Origin of the sequence: Burkholderia metallica (assembly GCF_001718555.1) — a bacterium.
GTDB classification, from domain to species: Bacteria; Pseudomonadota; Gammaproteobacteria; order Burkholderiales; family Burkholderiaceae; genus Burkholderia; species Burkholderia metallica.
Genome location: NZ_CP013403.1, coordinates 2109160 through 2127980 on the forward strand (window position 1 = coordinate 2109160; position 18821 = coordinate 2127980).

An 18821-nucleotide genomic window follows, 5' to 3' on the forward strand; every position below is an offset into this window, starting at 1 on the left:
TTGTCCGCTTCAGGGCGCGTGAGGCCGCACTCGGCCCGCACGCGCGCTTTCACTCCTGCGTCTTCAGCACCGTGTGCGTGAAGCCGTTCGCCGCCTGCGCGACCGACAGGCTCAACTGGTATTCCGAAATCGTGGTGGTCGCCGTCCACTGGAAATCCATCGCCTTCACCATCGTCATCATCGGATCGCTGCGGCTGTCGGCCATCGACGTCAGCATCTCGCTGCGATGCTTGTCGATGTTCGCGTACCGCGCGTCGAGATCGTTGCCGTAGGTGCGCAACCGCTCGACGAGCGACGACGGGTTCGCCTGCGCGGGCGTCATCTGCACGGCCGGCGCCGCATCGGCCGGCGCGCGCGACATCGCGACGCCCGACGAAGACGGCGGCGCCGCTGGTGAAGCGCCCGGCTGCATCAACGCATCGAACTGGCGCACCTGCGCCGGATCGGACGCCGCGCCCGTTTGCTGCGCGGCCCCCGCGAGCGCGGCCGCGCCCGGCGTCGCCGCGCCTACGCCTGTCACTGACATGTCCATGCCCTCCTCGAAAAGCACGCGCCGGACCGGATCGGTCGGGCCCGCCCGGAACAGGCCGGCCGGCACGCGCACCGCCACCACCGGGCGCCCGTCGCGGGCACGCCCGGCGCACAACGGTGCGCGGCGTGGCCGGCGGCCGGCGTCATGCGCGGCCGGCCGAGCTCAGGTGTTGCGCGACCTGGGCGTTCGCCGTCCCCTCCTGCGCGGTCACGGCGTTGCTGGTTTCGAACGTCGCGGTCGACTGCTGGACCTGGAAGTTGATCTTCGTCAGTTCGAGCTGCGTCTTGGTCAGGTCGTCCGCCTGCTGCTGGACCTGGTTCGTGTTGGTTGCACCACCTGCTGCCTGCGTACCCATGTTGCGCTCCTTTACGTGAACGTCATCCACCTGGCGACGGAAGCCCCATGCCCCGCCGTCGACGTGGGGCGCCGCACGCTCGCGACGCCCCGCGTAATGCGCGCACCGCGCGCCGCGCGATGCGCATGACCTGTCACGACGCTAGTGCGCCGCGTCCTTCGATGCGCGTTGCGCCGCGGCACCGGCCGCCGCGGCATCGGACGGCAAACCATCCGGCGACGACATCGGCACCGGTTGCGCGATCCCGGCCGCCGCGCCGCTCGCAAGCGGCGCCACGGGTGGCGCCGGCACCTGCTCGGGCGCATGCGCCGACGGGCCGCCGAGCGGCATCGTGATGCGCTGGCCGTTGCGCTCGAACACGACTTCGTCCGGGCCGATCGACACGACCGTCGCGCCCTCCTTCAGCCGCGCGCCCTCGAAATAGCGGCTGCCGTCGGCGGTCTCGATGTAGCGCTGGTCGCCGTCGCCGGCGAACACGGTCGTGATCTCCGGAATCCCCGCCGTGCCGCCGAGCGTCGTCGCGGTGCGCGGCGCGCCCGCGTCGGCATCGCGCACGTGATCGACCACCTCGAGCGCCGGACGCGCATCCTTCATGTAGTTGCGGATACGCGGCTCGATCTGCGCGCGCGCGGCCGTGCCCGTCAGCTCGATCCGGCCGCGGCCGAGATACGCGACCGTCAGCGCCGTGTCGCTGAAATAGGTCTGCGCGGTCGCGACCAGGTCGCTGACCACGTAGATGTTGCCGAGCGCCGCGTTGTCGACGCCCGCGACGATCTGCGCGACGCGTTCGCGCGCGGCCGGATCGCTCACGTAGCCCGACACGATCACGCCGTCGTCGCGCGGCGCGACGGCCAGCTCCGGGTACGCGCGCAGCAGTTGCTGCAGCCGGTGCGTGCGCGCGAGCACCGATTCGTGCTGCCACGGCAGGCGCCCCGACCACGTGACGAAACCGTAGCCGAGCGCGCCGAGCAGCACGCCGAGCCACAGCGCGACCAGCGCGATCACGAGCCGCCGGCTGCCGAGGCGGCGCAGTCCGCCCGCGAGCCAGCCGAGCCACGCCGCCTCGCGCGCGGGGTCCGGCGTGCCGGCTTCATCCGGCAGCGCGACGCTCGCCTGCGCGTGCCGCGCGATGCCGAGCCGGATCGAGCCGACCGTCACGACGTCGTGCGGCGTCAGCGAGCGGCGGCCCGCGCCGAGCGGCTCGTCGTTGAACAGGACCGGTGCGCCGGCGTCGCCGCCGTGGTTCTGCACGGTCACCGCGAGCGCGCCGACCTGCAGGCACACCTGTTTCGCGCCGATCTCGCGATCGGGCAGGATCACCTCGCAGTCGGCCGCGGTGCCGACCCAGTTCGCGCCGCGCGCGAGCGACATCGTGCGGCCGTACATCGGCCCGCTCAGGAAGCACAGGTTCCACGGCGACGCGGGCGCGGCCGAACCGGCCCCCGCGCCTCCCGCGCCGCCGGGCAATGCACCGTCGCCGTGCGGATCAATGATGGTCGTCGACATGCGGGGTAACTCCTGCGGTCGTCGCCGCCGGCTGCGACGCCGAACCCGACGGCGGCGGCAACGCGGGCGGCCCGAACTTCGTGCCGGGCAGCGGCTTCGGCGTCAGCGGCACCGCGACGTCGTTGTCCGGCGGCCGGTACATCGACATCCCTTCCGGACTGGCCGGCCCGTCGGCGCCCGGGTTCACCGGCGAGCCGTCGGGCGCATACATCGACGCGGTCGTCACCACGCGCGGCGTCAGCAGGTAGAACCGCTCCATGTGGTTGCCCGACTTGTCGGTGTACTTGAACAGGTTGCCGATCAGCGGAATGTCGGACAGCCAGGGCACGCCGCTCTTGTTCAGCCGCACCTCGTCGTCGTTGAAACCCGCGATCAGCAGGCTCTTGCCTTCGTCGATCATCGTCTTGGTGACGATGTTGCGCTGCTGGATCACCGGCACGTTCGACACGGCCTGCCCCGGCACGATGTTGCCGTCCTGGATGTCGATCGACATCATCACGCTCTGCGGGTTGCCGGATACGGCGGCCGCATTGCGGATCGCCTCGTCGACGATCATCGGCGTCACCTTGATGCTCGTGCCGGTCGTCACGCTGTACAGCGACGAATCCTGATAGCCCGGCACCTGCACGTAGAACTGCGTGAGGTTCTCGAGGATCGCCTCGGTGTTGTCGAGCGCGAGCACCTTCGGCTTCGATCGCAGCTGCGCCTGCCCCTTCTGCGCGAGCGCGTTCACGCGCGTGAGCAGGTAGTTGCGCAGCGACCCGCCGATCGACGCGGTCAGCGCGATGCCGGTCGGCATGAAGGTGCCCGTCTGCCCGGTTTCCGACGTGCCGATCCCGAACGTCAGCGGCGGATTGCCGCTGCCGTTGTACTGCGTGTTGCCGTTCAGCGCATTCTGGCCATTGCCGATCTGCACGTCGCCGTGCGTCGTGTGCAGGCGCCAGTCGATCCCGAGGCTGTCGAGCGAATCCTCGTTGATGTCGATGATCGTCACGTTGATCTCGACGATGCGCGGCCGCTCGTCGAGCTGGCCGATCAGCGACTGGTAGCGGTACATGTTCTCCGGCAGGTCGCGCACGATCACCGCGTTGATCGCCGGGTCGGCGACGATCTGCGGCAGCGTGTCGCCGCCGCCGTTCGAGAACGGCGAGAACCCGCCGCCCATGCTGCCGTCGCCGGCATAGCCGCCCGAACGCGGGCCGCCGGAGATGTCGGGGAAATCGAGGCGCGGCACCGCGATCGTCAGCCCCGAGCCGAGCTTCACCTGGCGCGCGGCCTGCCCGAGCGACGGGTTCGACGGCGCCGCGGTCGTGTCGGCCGCCTTGCCGAACAGCCGCCGCAGGATCGTCGCGACGCCCGGCACCGTCACTTCCTTGCCGGAGCGGTTGATCGTGAAATCCGACGCCCAGCCGTACTTGAGCCGGAACGCGCGGATGTCCGCGTGCGCGCCGTTCGCCGACGGGTCGCCGACCGAGCCCACCGCCTGCCGCACGAGTTCGACGTAGCGGCGCGGGCCGGCCACGTACACGCTGTTCGCGCGGTCGTTGATCACCAGCGTGTAGCGCTTGTCGGGGATCTGCATGGCCTGCAGCGCGCGGCCGATTTCTCCGGAGGCATTCGGCGGGATCGGGATCATCTGCGTCTGCGACTGGTCGGCCGGATCGACGTACAGGAACGATCCGTCGTAGTACCAGGTCAGGCCGTAGGTCGAGCAGATCGTATCCAGCGTCTGCTGCGGCGTACCGGAGAAGCGGCCGCTGATCACGCCGTCGACCTTCGGGTCGACCACCGCCGTCACGCCCTGCGATGACGCGAGCTCGCGGATGAAGTCGCCGATCTTCTTGCCGTTCGCGACGATCGTGAACGGCTTGTTGCGCCAGCGCAGGTCCGCGGCGCGCGCGGGCTGCGCGGGCGCCATGCACAGCGATGCCGCGAGCAGCGCGCTCGCGCACACGGCAAGCGCGGCCCGTTGCAGGCTGCGCGGTTGAAACCGGATCGAGGCGACGCGTCGACGCATCAAAGCACTCCTGTGGAAGAAACGAACATGCGTTCCAGCGCCTGCTGCGCGAAACGCAGCACTTCGCCGCCGAGCCAGCCCGACAGCAGCACGAGGGCGACCATCACGGCGATCAGCCGCACCGCGATGCCGATATTGGCGTCCTGCACCTGCGTGACGGCCTGCAGAATCGCGACGACGAGGCCGGTGACGGTGGCGATCAGCACGATCGGCAGCGACAGCAGCAGCACGAGCATCAGCGCCTGCCGCGTCAGGTCGAGGATCGTCGAGCTGGTCATTGCACGGCTCCCGGCACGCGCACGTCGGCGCCCGCGCCGACCGTCCCGTCGTCCGGCGGGTTCTTGACCCAGCCGACCGTATGCAGCTGCACGTCCTCCTCGACCTCCTGGTACGACAGCACCGCGAGGTCGGGCAGCACCGGCTGCAGGATCGTCTTCACGTAGCGGCGCGCGCCGAGCGCGACCATCACCGCGAGCCGCGCGGCGCCCTGCGCAGTGCCGTGACCGCCGGGGCCGGCCGCCTGCGCGGCCTGCACGATCGCGCGCACCTGCTCGCCGATGTCCTGCTTGACCGCGCTCGACAGCGCGAGGAAATTCCCCTGCTTCGTGCGCATCACCGCACGCTCGATCCGCTCCTGCAGGTTCTGCTCGAACAGCACGACCCGCAGCTGGCGCGTCGTGCCCGCATGGCGGTCGGTGATCATCCGGCGCAGGTCGACACGCACGAGTTCGACCAGCGCGATCACGTCGTCGGGTTCGTTCGGCGCCCACGTGATCAGGCTCTCGAAGATCACGCGCAGATTGCGGATCGGCACCTGTTCCGCCAGCAGCCGGCGCAACACCTCGGTCACGCGCTGCAGCGGCACGAGCCGCGTCAGTTCGCCGACGAGCTCCGGGTGATCGCGGCGCACCAGGTGCACGAGCGCCTGCGTCTCCTGGATCCCGAGCAGTTCGTCCGCATGCTGGCGCACGATCTGCTCGACGTGCGCGGCCAGCGCGCCTTCACTCGACAGCCACCTGCCGTCGGGCGCGGCGCCGTCGGGCTTGATCCACAGCGCGGTCGCGAACGGGCCGAACGCTTCGGCCGGCTGGCGCTCCGCGCGCTCGGGCAGCGGCGCGACACCGTCCCACAGCAGCCAGCCCGGCTTCAGCGCGCCTTGCGCGGCGAGCACGTCCTGCAGGTAGATCCGGTACGTGCCGGCCGCCGCGCCTTCGTCGTCGTTCAGCGTGATGCGCGGAAACACCGTGCCGATGTCCGCGTCGACCCGCGCCTTCGCGCTCGACAGCGCGGCCTGCAGGTGCGCCAGGTTCAGGCTCGCGCGCAGGTCGTCGGACAGCGACACCGCGATCAGCGACGTGACGCCGGCCGCATGCGACACCTTCGCGGGCTGGCCGTCGTCGGCCGCGCCGACGCGCCCCGCGACATGAATCAGGTTGAAGCTCGGCGCGGCCGTCTTGCGCCTGAGCTGCGAGAACGCAAACGCGCCGAGGCCGAGCGCGATCAGCGCGAACGACCATTTCGGAAAACCGGGTACGACGAGAAAACCGCTCAGCACGAACGCCGCGATCAGCAATGCGCGCGGATGCGCGCCCAGCTGCTCGCCGAGCTGTTCGCCGAGCTGGCGCTGCCGTGCATCGCGGGTCGCGACACGCGTCGTCACGATGCCGGCCGCGATCGACACGAGCAGCGACGGGATCTGCGACGCCATCCCGTCGCCGACCGTCAGGATCGCGTAACGTTGCAGCGCTTCGCCGATATCCATGCCGTGCATCAGCGTGCCGACCGCGATCCCCGCGACGATGTTGATGAACGCGATCACGAGGCCGGCAATCGCGTCGCCCTTCACGAACTTCATCGCGCCGTCCATCGCGCCGTGCATCTGCGATTCCTGCTCGAGCTTCTCGCGGCGTTCGCGCGCTTCGTCGGCGCTGATGATGCCCGCGCGCAGGTCCGCGTCGATGCTCATCTGCTTGCCCGGCATCGCATCGAGCGAGAAGCGCGCGCCGACCTCGGCCACCCGCTCCGAGCCCTTCGCGATCACGATGAACTGCACGACGGCGATCACGAGGAACACCACGCCGCCCACCACGACGTTGTTGCCCACCACGAGCCGCCCGAATGCGTCGATCACGTGACCCGCGTTCGCATGCAGCAGGATCAGCTTGCACGACGCGATGTTCAGCGCGAGCCGGAACAGCGTCGTGAACAGCAGCAGCGCCGGAAACGACGAGAAGCTGACCGCCGACGGCACGTAGGTCGACACCGTCAGCAACACGACGCTCGCGGCGAGATTCAGCGAGATCATTCCGTCGAGCGCGGCCTGCGGCAGCGGCAGGATGAACAGCGCGACGACCGCGACGATGAACGTCGCGAGAAACAGATCGGCGCGCGGCGATGCGCCCCCGAAGCGCCGTCCGGACACGCCGCGGCCAGCGGAAAACAACCGCTGCCAGTCGCGGGGGAGCGCCTTCGGTTCTGCCATCGTGCCGTCGTCCTGTCGTTATTGCCTGCTGGTACGGGCAACCCTGCCCCATGTCGCACGGACCGTTGAATGGGACGAGTGTAGCGACGGGGAACGACGGAAAAAGGCACGCGCCTCGTAGCGTGAAAGCGCGTTTTCCGGCCACGATCGAATCGGACTACGAAACCCGGCGGCACGTTCCGGCACGCGCCGCCGGAACCGCTTCCATCGCGCGCCGGGCCGCCGGCGCGCGCGTCAGGCGGACGTCAGGTCGGACGGCATCCGCCGTGCGGCGAGGTACGCGAGTTGCGCACGGTTCTGCACGTTGAAGAGTTTTTCGAGCGAGCGGATATGGTGACCGACCTTGTGCAGCGACGTGCGCAGCGCGCTCGCGATCTCCTGATCGGACAGCCCGTGCACGAGGCGGTCGAGCACCTGCTGCTGTTCGTCGCCGAGCGCAAAGCCGCGCATGCGCGCGACGCGCGCCTCGAGGAACGGCAGCGCGACGCGATGCACGGCAAGGCTGACCGACAACGCGCCGCCGATCACGCGATCGTCGATCCAGTCCGTGCCGTGCGTCTCCGACGTCAGGTTCACCGCGACCCGCAGGTCGAGGCGCGGCGCCGACAGCCCGAAGATGACGCCGCTGTTCATCGCGTGCGCGCGCAGATGGCCGGCAAGCGCGAGCACCTTGCGGTCGCCGCTGCCCTGCGCGGCCGCTTCGATCTCGTCGAGCCGCCACGCGACCGGAAAGCCGCTCTGCCGCACCTGCGCGAAACGCGGGTCGCTTTCGTAGAGCATGCCTTCGATGAACGGCTGCATGAATGTCGCCGGCGCGAGGTCGCGCAGCAGGTGCGCGCACAGGATGCGCCGCCCGATCATTTCGTACGCGCCGTAACCGAGCGTGCTGAATCCGATTTGCCGCAATCGCGCATGGCATTGCGCGAAATCGACCGATGCGAAGTCGGATTTACCTGGCGTAATTTGCAAGCCGGTAAAAACGTCGCGCTCGATTGACTGATATTCGCTCGAATAAGCGGCGGCCGCCGTTATATCGGCTTGTGAGAACCATTCGACGCGTGGTGCGCCGTCAGCATGTGTCATGAGGAGCCCGCCCTTTCCCAATATGTGAAACTGCGCCCCGTCACGATCTGGTCTTTTCTTTAGGATTTTCTGGTCGTCGTTATACGCGTGCGAATATGAAACTTTCACCGCGATTAGTATTACGGCATATTACGCGCACCGACGCATTTTTGTACAATGCCCCCGCGTTTCGTCAGGGATGACGATCGGCGCATATCACACGATGCTCGATCGCACCGCCGCGAATGCCGTACACGATACGGCCGCCGCCAGGCGATGCGCGTCGATTCCGAGGGATGGCTCATGTCCGATATTGCATTGCATGAAGAAGCGGTCGCCTCAACCATTGCCCGTCCGTCGCACGGGCTGAACGCGCGCCCCGACGTGCTGCGGGAGCGCCCGGTGCAGGTCGTCTGGTGCGACGACGTGAAGCGCGGCGAGCTCACGCAGCCGCATGCGCCGAAGCTCGGCGTCGCCGACACGCTCGCGCACGCGCAGAGCACGGCCGAGCGCAACCGGATCGTCGCGAGCCTGCTGCATCTGACGGGTTTCTCGACGTTCGCGTACTTCGCACTCGAATTCGCGCACGAGCGGGTCGAAAGCCTCTACCTGCACGAAGCCTTCACGCCGGCCACCTATCGCGGCGACTACGTGCGGCACAACCATCACGACGTCGATCCGCGCACGCTCGGCGCACGCGTGTGCAACATGCCGATCGTGTGGGACCTGCAGCAACTGCGCCGCGACCACCGCGAGCACGACGCCGGCCCGCGCGCGACGCCCGCCGCGCTCGACGGCTTCCTGCAGACGATGCAGGACGACGGGATGTGCAGCGGCATCATGTATTCGATGGCCGTGCCCGGCACGCGTCTGCACGCGTTCATGAGCTTCACCGCGCCGCGCCGCACGCGCGAATGGATCACGCCGGCGACGATCGAGCAGGCGCTGTCGATCGGGCTGTCGGTGCACAAGTTCGCGTCGCCGCAACTGATCTCGACGTCGCGCGAACGCGCGGTAAACGGGCTCACGCCGTTCGAGCAGGAACTGCTGCTCGGCATCGCCGAAGGCGCGTCCGACAAGGAGATCGGCCGGCGCCTCGACACCAGCGCGCACAACGTCGACTATCACCTGCGCAAGCTGCGCAAGCGCTTCGGTGTCGCGAACCGGATCCAGCTCACGTACCTGACGTCGAAGCTCGAACTGATCTGACGTCGCGCCGCGTGCCGTCGTCACACGCGTCGGTAAACGCACATGCCGGCCTCGCGGGCCGGCATGTGCGGGTGGCGGCGCGGTGCCGCTTGCGGTCGAGCGAGCCGCCGCGTTACTTCAGCAGCGTCATCTGCACCACCTTGACGATCACGAGACCGACCGCGATCACGAGATAGCCGCGCAGCACGGCCATCCAGATCCGCGTGGCGAGCGTCATGCTCCGCGGCTCGAGCGTGTCGAGCGCCGGCATGCGCCACGTGTCGCGCAGCGAACGGTCGACCGCCGGTTCGATCACGCGCTTGTTGCGGCGAACCAGTACCGTCGCGATATAGCCGGCGATCGCGAGGACGGTGCCGCCGATCAGCACGTCGACGATCGCTTCGCCGCTGATATCCGGATACATCACCGACGCCGTGAGGATGATCGACAGCAGCACGAGCACCCAGATCACCGCACCGGTGAACACGTTGAGCTTCGTCGAGTTGACCCAGGGCCCCAGCACCTGGCGGTCGTTGCACAGCACCAGCAGGAACACCGTCGCGCTCGGCAGCAGCACGCCCGCGAGCGTCTGCACGGCTTCGGTCAGCAGGCCGAGCGGGCTGCCCGGAATCAGCACGAGCGCGGCCGCGGCCGCGACGATGCCGAAATACACGAGATAGAAACCCTTTGCATCGGACACGCCGCGATGCAGCGAGTGGCGGATCCTGAACACGTCGCCGATCGCATAGGCCGTCGACAGCGACACGGCCGCCGCGCCGATGATGCACGCGTCGAGCAGCGCCACCGCGAACAGCGTCGCGCTCGTACGGCCCGCATACTTCTCGAGGCCCGCGATGATGCCGCCCGCATCGGTGAAGTTGCCGGCTTCCGGATGCCCGCTGAACAGCGCGGAACTGAAGCCGATCATCGCGACCGCACCGATCAGCACGAACACGATGCCGATCCACAGGTCGGCCTTTTCATACTTCATGAAGCGCGGCGTGATGCGCTTGTCGATCACGTAGCTCTGCTGAAAGAACAGCTGCCACGGCGCGACGGTCGTGCCGACGATGCCGATCACGAGCAGCATCACGTCCGACAGCTTCGCGTGCGCGGGCCAGTTCGGCACGAAGAAGTCGCGCGACATCTGCGCGACGGGCGGATGGATCGACACGAGCACCGGCACGAGCAGCAGGCTCAGCACGCACAGCCCGATCGCGAACCGCTCGAATCGCCGGAAATCGCCGGTACTCACGGCGGCCATGGTCAGCGCCGCGGCCACGCACACGCCGGCCACCTTCGGCAGCCCGAAGAAAGCCAGCACGAACGTGATGCCGATGAACTCGGTGACGATGGTGAGCGCATTGAGCAGGAACAGGTCGATCACGCTGAACGCCCCCCAGAACCTGCCGAAGCGTTCGAAGATCAGGCGCGCATGGCCGACGCCCGTGACCGCGCCGAGGCGCAGCACCATTTCCTGGTTCACGTACAGCACCGGCACGAGCAGCAGCAGCGTCCACAGCAGCGTCGTGCCGTAGTTCTGGCCGGCCTGCGTGTAGGTGCCGAATGCGCCGGCGTCGTTGTCGCCCACCATCACGATGAGGCCCGGGCCGACGATCGCGAGCAGCGTGCGCAGGCGCGCCCACCACGTGCCGCGCGCGCCGGTGTCGTGATGCGCGATCGTCCCGAGCGCACCGCGGATGTCGCCCAGGTGGGCTTCGTCGAGCACGGCGCCGCGTTCGGCGGCGATCGGTGGAGATACGTTGGATGGCGTGGACATGATGTGTTCCGTACGGCTAATGATGATCCGATGAGCAGGCGACCTTGGCATGCGCGCGGGGCGACCGCTCGACGCGGCCGCGTGTGCGCATGCCGAGACGCGCTCGGTGCGTCTTTCAGTGAAGCAGCGATTTCAGCCGGGTCAGCAGGCGGGAGAACACCCGCGGACGGGCGTCGAGCATCAGCATCGCGTCGTAGTGGTGGCGCGATTCCGTGACGTGCGGAAGATTCGACAGCAGAAGGCCGAAGTTCATGGTCTGGCTCCATGCGGCGACGGCAGGCGTGCCGGCCGCGTGTTGGGCGCGGGGCCAGTCCGGGGCCTGAGCGACGTGTCAGGCTAGTCGGCCGGAGTGTCCCTGCGACCCGGGTTCAAAAGGGTCTGTGTGTGCAACGGGCATAAGGGACAACTGTCACTGTCGTTCATGGCGGCTCCTGTGCGGTGTTCCGGAGAACACGGTTGACCGCCGTCCGGCGTGCGGGCCGGCATTCGCGCGCCGGGCAAAGGCATGCGCGAACGCGGCCGCCAGCCAGGCGGCGGTGAAGCCGGGCGGCGCATGCGAAAACGCATCACGCTAACCGGCGCGAATCAGGGTGCACGTAGGGATTTGCTGCGGAATACTGCTGCGCGCACCGTTTGCCCGGGGGACAAACGGCGGCTTCGATGAGGCGCGGACGTCGGTCGCTCAGGCGGAAATTTCGTTCGAAGATCGACTACTGCAGGCGTCCAAGGCGGCGGCCCCAAGAGTGAAGATGGCGGATTCTATGGACGGCCCGAAAGTGAAGTCAACCCCTCCAAACCCCATTTCCCCAAATAAATTTCCCGCCTTGCGGCATTGAAAGATTTGCCCTCGAAACGACGCGACGAAACCTTTCAGCGCGTCGCGATACGGTCACGATCCGATGTGCGTGAACAACGGCGCGGCGCACCGCCGCCGCGTCGTCGCACCCCCTCTTGCCGGGGCCGCGATGCAGCCGCGCGCAGTGAGGCGCACGCCACACGCAGCGCCGTTCGTGCGTTTTTTACTTGCGCTGCAGCAAACCACACGCATACAATCCGCCGCAATTCATCACAGGGTTCCATCCGTGGACACATGCTCTAGTTGCAGTTCGATGCCGGCCCACGCCGGCCAAGCCATCGCGAGATAGCCGCCGCACGCATGTCGTTCGCCGCTAGCTCGCATTCGCCGGGTTAGCGCGCTTCCTCCCGGGCCGGCCATCGCCGGTTCGTCCGTTGCACGCTCCGTTACGTTCCACCCTCCGATCGCAGGCTGCATCAAGCGCCCGCGCTCGATCACGTCGTCCGGCCCGAGCCGGACCGGACGGAGGCAGCGTCATGTTTCTTCAATCGTTCGCGGTCAGGCTCAAGCGCATCCTGCAAGGCGCATGCGACCGCTCGTTCATTTCCGGCCGCTCGCCGCTCGCCCATGCGTTCAGCAACTGGCGCGGCACGGCACTCGCCCACCTGCCGGCGGCCCCGCGCCTGCTCGACTGCGTGATGGTCGCCGTGATGGCCGCCGCGGTCGCGCTCGTCGCGCTGCTGTGTTCGGCGGCGTCGCGCCTCGGCTTCGCGCAGGTGTGGCGCATCGGCGGCTGGCTGCCGTAACTCGCCGTTGCGCAGCCGCGCCAGTTTCCAGGCGCCAGGGGCCGCCGCGCGATCGTCCCGCCATGCGCAGCGCATCCCGTGTTCATTTCGTCAGCTTGACTAAACAAACCAACAACGGAATCCACATGAAGAACCCTCTCGAACCCGTTCCGCGCAAGCGCCGTGTCGATGCGCTCGCCATGCTGCTGTCGCTCGCCGCCGCGCCCGCGTTCGCCCAGTCGCCATCGCCGGCCAGCGCCGGCGACGCCGCCGCGCCCGCGCAACAGGCCGCCGATGCCGCCGCGCCCACCGGCTTGTGGGAGCGTTCGAACCTGCTCGGCAACATGGGCGGCCTGCGCGACGTGCTCGGCGATCACGGTGTGACGCTCAGCCTGCAGGAAACCAGCGAGTACCTGTACAACACGTCGGGCGGCACGAATCGCGGCGGTGCCTATCAGGGGCTCACGCAATTCGGCTTCACCGTCGACACGGGCAAGGCGGTCGGCCTGCCGGGCGGCACGTTCAACGTGTCGGCGCTGCAGATTCACGGCACCAACCTCACGCAGCGCTACCTGCAGACGCTGCAGACCGCGACCGGCATCGAGGCGAATGCGACCACGCGCCTGTGGGAACTCTGGTACCAGCAGTCGCTGCTCGACGGCAAGGTCGACGTGAAGGTCGGCCAGCAGAGCGTCGACCAGGAATTCATGGTGAGCCAGAACGCGGCGACGTTCATGAACGCGACGTTCGGCTGGCCCGTGCTGCCGTCGACCGACCTGCCGGCCGGCGGCGCCGCGTATCCGCTGTCGTCGCTCGGCGTGCGGCTGCGCGTGAAGCCGGCCGATGCGTGGACCGCGATGGTCGGCGTGTTCGACGGCAACCCGGCCGGGCGCAGCGACGGCGATCCGCAGGTGCTGAACGCGCACGGCACCAACTTCAACCTGCGCAGCGGCGCATTCGTGATCGGCGAAGTGCAGTACGCGCTGAACGCGCCCCCGGCCGACCCGAAGGCGCCGCAGCCGGCCGGCCTGCCGGGCACGTACAAGCTCGGCTTCTGGTATCAGTCGCAGCATGCGAACGACCCGCGCTACGGCACCGACGGCCTGTCGCTCGCGAATCCGGACAGCAACGGCATCGCCGCCACCCATCGCGGCAACTACGGTTTCTATGCGGTGGCCGACCAGATGGTATGGCGGCCGTCGGCCGACAGCCCGCGCGCGGTCGGCGTGTTCGCGCGCGTGATGGGCTCGCCGGGCGATCGCAATATCGTCGATTTCGCGGCCAACGCAGGCGTGACGCTGAAGGCGCCGTTCGCCGGGCGCGACGACGACGTGGCGGGCATCGCGGTCGGTTACGCGAAGATCGGCTCGCATGCGCGCGGCCTCGACGGCGACACCGGCGTGTACGCGACACCCGGCTACCCGGTGCGCCGCGCGGAAACCGTCGTCGAAGCGACCTACCAGTACCAGGTCGCGCCGTGGTGGCAAGTGCAGGCCGACCTGCAGCACTTCTTCCGTCCGGGCGGCGGCATCCCGAACCCGAACGCGGCCGGTGCGCGCATCGGCGACGAAACGGTGATCGGCGTGCGCACGACGATCACGTTCTGACGCAGCCCGCATCAAGACACGGGCCGGACGGCCACTTGCGCGCCGCTCCGACCCGTGTGATGTTTCCCGTGCGGGCGACGCGGCACGCGCCGCGTCGTATGACTCGCCGTCTTACTCGCCGTACAACCCCAGCAGCTTCAGCGTGACGCCGTTGGTCCAGCCGAAGCCGTCCTGCAGCGGATATTCGCCGCCCCCGCCGCCGCCCGTGCCCGCGCCTTCGACCACGTACTTCTCGACGAGCTTGCCTTCGGCTGCATACACCTGCTTCACGTCGGACAGGAAGCGCGTGCCGATGTCCTTCGCGAGGGCCGGGTCGCCATAGCGCCGCAGCCCGTCGATCGCGATCCACTGCAACGGCGCCCAGCCGTTCGGCGCATCCCACTGCTGCCCGGTGTTCTCGGTGGTCGTCGCGAGGCCGCCCGGCTGCAGCAGCGTCTTGCGCACCTCGCGCGCGGTCGCCTTCGCGCGCTCGGGCCATGCGACGCCCGCGAACAGCGGATACAGCGCGGCGGCCGTCACGCCGTCGCGCGGCTTGCGCAACTGCCAGTCGTAGTCGCCGTAATAGCCGCGACGATTCCACAGATAGCGATTGATCGCGACTGCGCGCCGCGCGGCACGCCCGGAGAAATCGGTCACGCATCCGATGTCCCGCGCGACCGCGCAGCCCTTCACGATCGTCGTCTCGAGATGGAACATCAGGCTGTTCAGGTCGACCGGCACGATCGACGTCGTGCGGATCGTCGCGAGCGTCTTGCCGTCGCCGAACCAGCGCGAGCTGTAGTCCCAGCCGCTTTCGGCGCCCGCGCGCAGGTCGCGGTACACGTCGTTCGCCGGGCGAGACGGCACCGACTTCGCGGTCGTCACGTCCTCGAGATACGACTCGTCGCGCGGCGTATCGCTGGCGTCCCAGTAGCGGTTCAGCACCGCGCCGTCGGGCATCGCGACCACGTGGCGCGCGGCCTGCCCGCGCGGCGTCGTGGTTTCGCCCTGCATCCAGTACGCATGCTCCTTGCGCAGTTCCGGCAGGTATTTCAGGTAGATCTTGTCGCCTTCGGCCTGCGCGGCGAGCGTGACCATGTACGCGAAGAACGGCGGCTGCGAGCGGCTCGCGTAATACGTGCGGTTGCCGTTCGGAATGTGGCCGATCGTGTCGATCAGGTGGGCGAAGTTGTCGAGCATGTCGTCGACGAGATCCTCGCGGCCCGACACCTGCAGCCCGAGCATCGTGAAATAGGTGTCCCAGTAGTAACCTTCGCGGAAGCGGCCGCCCGGCACGACGTACGGTTTCGGCATCGGAATCAGCGAACTGTACGGCGGCACCGTCGTGCTCGTGCGCGTGAGCTGCGGCCAAAGCCAGTCGATGTGCTGGCGCAGCGTCTGGTTCGGCGGCGGCGTCACGCCGCCTGCCGGGGGCGGCGTGAAATGCTGGTCAACGAACGCCTTCAGCGAGAAGCCCGGCTGCGATTTCTGTTGCTGATACAACTGCACGATCGTCGCGGGATCGGTATCGGGCGTCGCGTCGACGAAGGTCTTCTGGTCGGGATAGAGCTGCGCGGTCTGCACCGCGACGAACAGGTCGCCGTAGAGCTGGCTCGGCGGCGGCAGCAGCGTGCCCGCCGCGGGGGCCGCCGCCGCGGCGGAGGTGGCCGCGACCGCGGGCGGGCGGGCAACCTGTGCGGCGGCAGGGTTCGCGTTGTCGGCCTGCGCGGCGCAGCCGGCGACGGCGAGGTAGGCGACGGCCAGTGCGGCAGCCCAGCGCAGGCGTGGCGCGGGCGGTGCGAAACCCGATGCGGGATGCGATGCAGGACCGGCTGACAAGCGAGATGCAATCGATGCGGCACGACGTGACGTCATGACGTGTCCCCCCTTTCGATGGTGAGTGGATCGGCACGGGGTCTCGTTCGCGCGCGCGTTCGTCTCGATGGCCGTCGATCGATACGCGTCATGTAGTGGTGCGAGTGGGTCCGACTGTCGCACGAAACCCGCATGTCAAGCAAGTTTCGATTCGCGCGACTCGCGCAGATAGCCGCGCACCGCGCGCCAAGCGCGCGCTTCGAGTGCAGCGTCGTCGGTCTCGCCGCGCGCGCCCGCCGCATCGACGATCCCCTTCACGATCGCGAGCAGATCGCGTGCGACGACGTCGGGCGCCGCGACGTGCGGCGCGTCGCGCAGACCGAGCGCATGCAGCAGCACGGCGTGGATGCGGTCCGCGACCCGTGCGTCGCGCGCGTCGAGCGTCAGCCGCGCTTCCTCGAAATCGATCAGCCGCGCGAGCGCCGGCCGGCGCATCTGGTGCGCCACGGCTCCGCGCACCAGCGCGCGCAGGACGTCGTCGCAGCACGACAGCGCGGCCGCGCGATCGACGTCGTCGAGCAGATGCGCGCTCTCGCGCTCGACGAGCGCGGCCGTCAGTGCATCGCGATTCGGGAAGTATTGATAGAGCGAGCCGATGCTCACGCCGGCCAGTGCCGCGACCGCGTTGGTCGTGTAGCCGTCGAGGCCGTCGCGCTCCAGCACGCGGGCAGCGGCCTCGACGATCGCGTCGACGGTAGCGACCGAACGGCGCTGGCGCGGTGCCTTGCGGGGCGACAGCGGCGTGCGCGAAGACGATTCGGACATGGTGGGCATGCGAGCTTCGAATATGAGCAAACGCTCATATTCTAGAAACGCCCTTTCGCGCTGTCAAAAAGGTCCGTGTGCGATGGTGAACCGTGACGCGGCCCATCGTGTTCCTGTTCTCCGGCACGTGCGCCGAATCGCGAAGCCTCTATGGTTACTGCACGAACACATTGCACCGCTCTCGTCGAAACTGACGGCACACGCGACTCGCTGCGCCGCAACGAAACCCCACCCGACTCGGCGTGGACGACCGGCTCGCGAGTCCGGGTCGCGCAGGATCGCCACGCGCGTGAACTCGCCGTCGCGGCACTGCACGAGACGCATTCCGGCGATCGCCGCTTCGACATCGCGAAGATCCTGCCGACCGTCGAGACCGCGCAGCCTGTCAGCCGAGTCCATGCTGCGCGTGCGCCCGTTCGCGCAGTCGTTCTTTCCACCCCGCCCGCTCGAAAAGACGACTGTTGCAACATGCGGAACAACTGTTGTCGTACGTGACTCAACGGTCACATTGTGGGCATAATGACGCCTTTACCGCGTGCCCAGCCCATGTCGCCCGTCTTTCTAGCACCGCTCATCGTTGCCTGTGCGTTGTTCATGGAAAGCGTCGACGCGAACATCATCGTCACCGCCCTCCCGGCGATGGCGAGGGACTTCGGGCACAGCCCCGTCACGTTGAACATCGCGATCACGGCCTACGTGGTCGGGCTCGGCGTGTTTATCCCGATCTGCGGCTGGCTCGCCGACCGCTTCAGCGCCCGCTCCGTATTCCGCACCGCGATCGGCATCTTCGTCGTCGGCTCGCTGATGTGCGCGGCGTCCAATTCCCTCGGCGTGCTCACGTTCGCGCGCTTCATCCAGGGCGTCGGCGGCGCGATGATGGTGCCCGTCGGGCGCATCATCATCTTCCGCGCGGTGCCGCGCTCGGATCTCGTGCGCGCGATGAACTACCTCGCGATTCCCGCGCTGTTCGGGCCGACGGTCGGGCCGCTCGTCGGCGGCTTCATTACGACCTACCTGCACTGGCGGATGATCTTCTTCATCAACGTGCCGATCGGCATCTACGGGATCTATCTCGCGAGCAAGCACATCGCGAACACGCGCGAGCCCGATCCGGGCCCGCTCGACTGGTTCGGCTTCCTGCTGTCGGCCAGCGGCGCCGCGCTGCTGCTGATGGGCCTCACGCTGATCGACGGCTCGCTCACGTCGCGCTCGAACGCGATCCTCATGTGCGTGGCCGGCACCGCGATGCTCGCGCTCTACGTGCCGTACGCGCGCCGCAAGGAGCGCCCGGTGCTCGACCTCAGTTTCCTCAAGATTCCGACGTATCACGCGAGCGTCGTCGGCGGGTCGCTGTTCCGCATCGGCCTCGGCGCGGTGCCGTTCCTGCTGCCGCTCGCGCTGCAGGAAGGGCTCGGCATGAGCGCGTTCCATTCGGGGCTGATCACCTGCGCGTCCGCGTTCGGCGGCGCGATGAGCCGCTCGACGGCCACCCATACGCTGCGCCGCTTCGGCTTCCGCACGGTGCTGATCTACAACGCGGCCTTCGCGGGGCTCGCGATCGCCGCGTACGGCGTGTTCCATCCCGGCATGGCGACCTGGGCGATCTGGCTGATCGTGCTCGTCGGCGGCATCTTCCCCGCGCTGCAGTTCACGAGCCTGAACTCGATGATCTACGCGGACATCTCGCCGCGCGATGCGGGCCGCGCGACGAGCCTCGGCAGCGTCGTGCAGCAGATGTCGCTCGGCCTCGGCGTGACGGTGGCCGGCCTCGTGCTGCATATTTCGCACTGGCTGCAGGGTCATCAGAAGATGGTGTGGTCGGATTTCTGGCCCGCGTTCGTCGTGGTCGGGCTGTGCTCGTTCGCATCGATTCCGATCACGCGCCGGCTGCCGCCCGGCGCCGGCGACGAAGTCGCGCGCGGCAAGCGGCAATAAGCGGCCCGCGCGGCGGAATCGTTTTCGCCGCCCGCAAATTGCGTTGCTTTTTATTTTTCAATTCCCGCTTTATTCAATAAAGCGAAATGAATAAAAAGCGCCGGCCGCAATAGCGACCTGAAAATCACGTCGAACCGAAAATCGCCTGAACGGAACC

General features: G+C 68.2%; 15 protein-coding genes. 4 read left to right on the top strand and 11 right to left on the bottom strand.

The genetic code is table 11. From position 1 onward, the window contains the following. Positions 1 to 49: 49 nt before the first annotated feature. The 7 genes from WJ16_RS28910 to WJ16_RS28940 all read right to left on the bottom strand — a co-directional run bounded on the left by WJ16_RS28910 (position 50) and on the right by WJ16_RS28940 (position 7975). Positions 50 to 526 carry a hypothetical protein gene (locus WJ16_RS28910; RefSeq protein WP_069261201.1) on the bottom strand — a complete coding sequence of 159 codons (477 nt, stop codon included), beginning with the start codon at positions 524 to 526 and terminating at the stop codon, positions 50 to 52. A 148-nt stretch (positions 527 to 674) separates the two neighbouring features. Continuing rightward, a complete protein-coding gene (locus WJ16_RS28915; RefSeq protein WP_034180511.1) occupies positions 675 to 887 on the bottom strand; it encodes a hypothetical protein in 213 nt (70 codons plus the stop codon). A gap of 141 nt (positions 888 to 1028) precedes the next feature. Next, the gene (sctD, locus tag WJ16_RS28920; protein WP_069260411.1) at positions 1029 to 2393 is read right to left on the bottom strand and encodes a type III secretion system inner membrane ring subunit SctD; all 1365 of its coding nucleotides are present in this window, start codon (positions 2391 to 2393) and stop codon (positions 1029 to 1031) included. Continuing rightward, positions 2374 to 4410, bottom strand: a complete 2037-nt coding sequence (sctC, locus tag WJ16_RS28925) for a type III secretion system outer membrane ring subunit SctC (RefSeq protein WP_069260412.1) — start codon at positions 4408 to 4410, stop codon at positions 2374 to 2376. The genes sctD and sctC overlap by 20 nt, the downstream gene beginning before the upstream one ends. Then, positions 4410 to 4688 (bottom strand): type III secretion system export apparatus subunit SctS, encoded by a 279-nt coding sequence (sctS, locus tag WJ16_RS28930; protein ID WP_006480854.1) that lies wholly within the window; start codon positions 4686 to 4688, stop codon positions 4410 to 4412. Before sctS ends, sctC begins: the two co-directional genes overlap by 1 nt. Continuing rightward, positions 4685 to 6892 (bottom strand): type III secretion system export apparatus subunit SctV, encoded by a 2208-nt coding sequence (gene sctV, locus WJ16_RS28935; RefSeq protein ID WP_069260413.1) that lies wholly within the window; start codon positions 6890 to 6892, stop codon positions 4685 to 4687. Before sctV ends, sctS begins: the two co-directional genes overlap by 4 nt. Positions 6893 to 7126: 234 nt before the next feature. Beyond that, the gene (locus tag WJ16_RS28940; protein ID WP_069260414.1) at positions 7127 to 7975 is read right to left on the bottom strand and encodes a helix-turn-helix transcriptional regulator; all 849 of its coding nucleotides are present in this window, start codon (positions 7973 to 7975) and stop codon (positions 7127 to 7129) included. A 282-nt stretch (positions 7976 to 8257) separates the two neighbouring features. Here WJ16_RS28940 and WJ16_RS28945 point away from each other — a divergent pair, with 282 nt between their 5' ends. Beyond that, positions 8258 to 9163 (top strand): helix-turn-helix transcriptional regulator, encoded by a 906-nt coding sequence (locus WJ16_RS28945; RefSeq protein ID WP_069261202.1) that lies wholly within the window; start codon positions 8258 to 8260, stop codon positions 9161 to 9163. A gap of 112 nt (positions 9164 to 9275) precedes the next feature. Here the strand turns inward: WJ16_RS28945 and WJ16_RS28950 are convergent, their stop codons facing one another. Beyond that, the gene (locus WJ16_RS28950; RefSeq protein WP_069260415.1) at positions 9276 to 10922 is read right to left on the bottom strand and encodes an NRAMP family divalent metal transporter; all 1647 of its coding nucleotides are present in this window, start codon (positions 10920 to 10922) and stop codon (positions 9276 to 9278) included. A 115-nt stretch (positions 10923 to 11037) separates the two neighbouring features. Then, on the bottom strand, positions 11038 to 11175 hold the full coding sequence (locus WJ16_RS35380; RefSeq protein WP_167375402.1) for a hypothetical protein: 138 nt from the start codon (positions 11173 to 11175) through the stop codon (positions 11038 to 11040). A 1079-nt stretch (positions 11176 to 12254) separates the two neighbouring features. Between WJ16_RS35380 and WJ16_RS28955 the strand changes: the two genes are divergently transcribed. Both WJ16_RS28955 and WJ16_RS28960 read left to right on the top strand, forming a co-directional pair. Further along, positions 12255 to 12524, top strand: coding sequence for a hypothetical protein (locus WJ16_RS28955; protein WP_069260416.1), 270 nt, complete (start codon positions 12255 to 12257; stop codon positions 12522 to 12524). 125 nt (positions 12525 to 12649) lie between these two features. Further along, positions 12650 to 14110: a carbohydrate porin gene (locus WJ16_RS28960; RefSeq protein ID WP_069260417.1), complete on the top strand. Its 1461-nt coding sequence runs from the start codon at positions 12650 to 12652 to the stop codon at positions 14108 to 14110. A gap of 111 nt (positions 14111 to 14221) precedes the next feature. Here the strand turns inward: WJ16_RS28960 and treA are convergent, their stop codons facing one another. After that, entirely contained in the window at positions 14222 to 15964 is a 1743-nt protein-coding gene (gene treA, locus WJ16_RS28965) for an alpha,alpha-trehalase TreA (RefSeq protein WP_069260418.1), read from the bottom strand. Positions 15965 to 16099: 135 nt separating this feature from the next. Beyond that, on the bottom strand, positions 16100 to 16729 hold the full coding sequence (locus tag WJ16_RS28970; protein WP_069260419.1) for a TetR/AcrR family transcriptional regulator: 630 nt from the start codon (positions 16727 to 16729) through the stop codon (positions 16100 to 16102). 546 nt (positions 16730 to 17275) lie between these two features. Here WJ16_RS28970 and WJ16_RS28975 point away from each other — a divergent pair. Then, positions 17276 to 18664 carry an MFS transporter gene (locus WJ16_RS28975; RefSeq protein WP_069260420.1) on the top strand — a complete coding sequence of 463 codons (1389 nt, stop codon included), beginning with the start codon at positions 17276 to 17278 and terminating at the stop codon, positions 18662 to 18664. The last annotated feature ends 157 nt before the right edge of the window (positions 18665 to 18821 follow it).

Bases quoted from the DNA above. Each gene is read 5' to 3' on its own strand.
- WJ16_RS28910 (WP_069261201.1), bottom strand. From the start codon at position 526: ATGTCAGTGACAGGCGTAGGCGCGGCGACGCCGGGCGCGGCCGCGCTC.
- WJ16_RS28915 (WP_034180511.1), bottom strand. From the start codon at position 887: ATGGGTACGCAGGCAGCAGGTGGTGCAACCAACACGAACCAGGTCCAG.
- sctD (WP_069260411.1), bottom strand. From the start codon at position 2,393: ATGTCGACGACCATCATTGATCCGCACGGCGACGGTGCATTGCCCGGC.
- sctC (WP_069260412.1), bottom strand. From the start codon at position 4,410: ATGCGTCGACGCGTCGCCTCGATCCGGTTTCAACCGCGCAGCCTGCAA.
- sctS (WP_006480854.1), bottom strand. From the start codon at position 4,688: ATGACCAGCTCGACGATCCTCGACCTGACGCGGCAGGCGCTGATGCTC.
- sctV (WP_069260413.1), bottom strand. From the start codon at position 6,892: ATGGCAGAACCGAAGGCGCTCCCCCGCGACTGGCAGCGGTTGTTTTCC.
- WJ16_RS28940 (WP_069260414.1), bottom strand. From the start codon at position 7,975: ATGACACATGCTGACGGCGCACCACGCGTCGAATGGTTCTCACAAGCC.
- WJ16_RS28945 (WP_069261202.1), top strand. From the start codon at position 8,258: ATGTCCGATATTGCATTGCATGAAGAAGCGGTCGCCTCAACCATTGCC.
- WJ16_RS28950 (WP_069260415.1), bottom strand. From the start codon at position 10,922: ATGTCCACGCCATCCAACGTATCTCCACCGATCGCCGCCGAACGCGGC.
- WJ16_RS35380 (WP_167375402.1), bottom strand. From the start codon at position 11,175: ATGAACTTCGGCCTTCTGCTGTCGAATCTTCCGCACGTCACGGAATCG.
- WJ16_RS28955 (WP_069260416.1), top strand. From the start codon at position 12,255: ATGTTTCTTCAATCGTTCGCGGTCAGGCTCAAGCGCATCCTGCAAGGC.
- WJ16_RS28960 (WP_069260417.1), top strand. From the start codon at position 12,650: ATGAAGAACCCTCTCGAACCCGTTCCGCGCAAGCGCCGTGTCGATGCG.
- treA (WP_069260418.1), bottom strand. From the start codon at position 15,964: ATGACGTCACGTCGTGCCGCATCGATTGCATCTCGCTTGTCAGCCGGT.
- WJ16_RS28970 (WP_069260419.1), bottom strand. From the start codon at position 16,729: ATGTCCGAATCGTCTTCGCGCACGCCGCTGTCGCCCCGCAAGGCACCG.
- WJ16_RS28975 (WP_069260420.1), top strand. From the start codon at position 17,276: ATGTCGCCCGTCTTTCTAGCACCGCTCATCGTTGCCTGTGCGTTGTTC.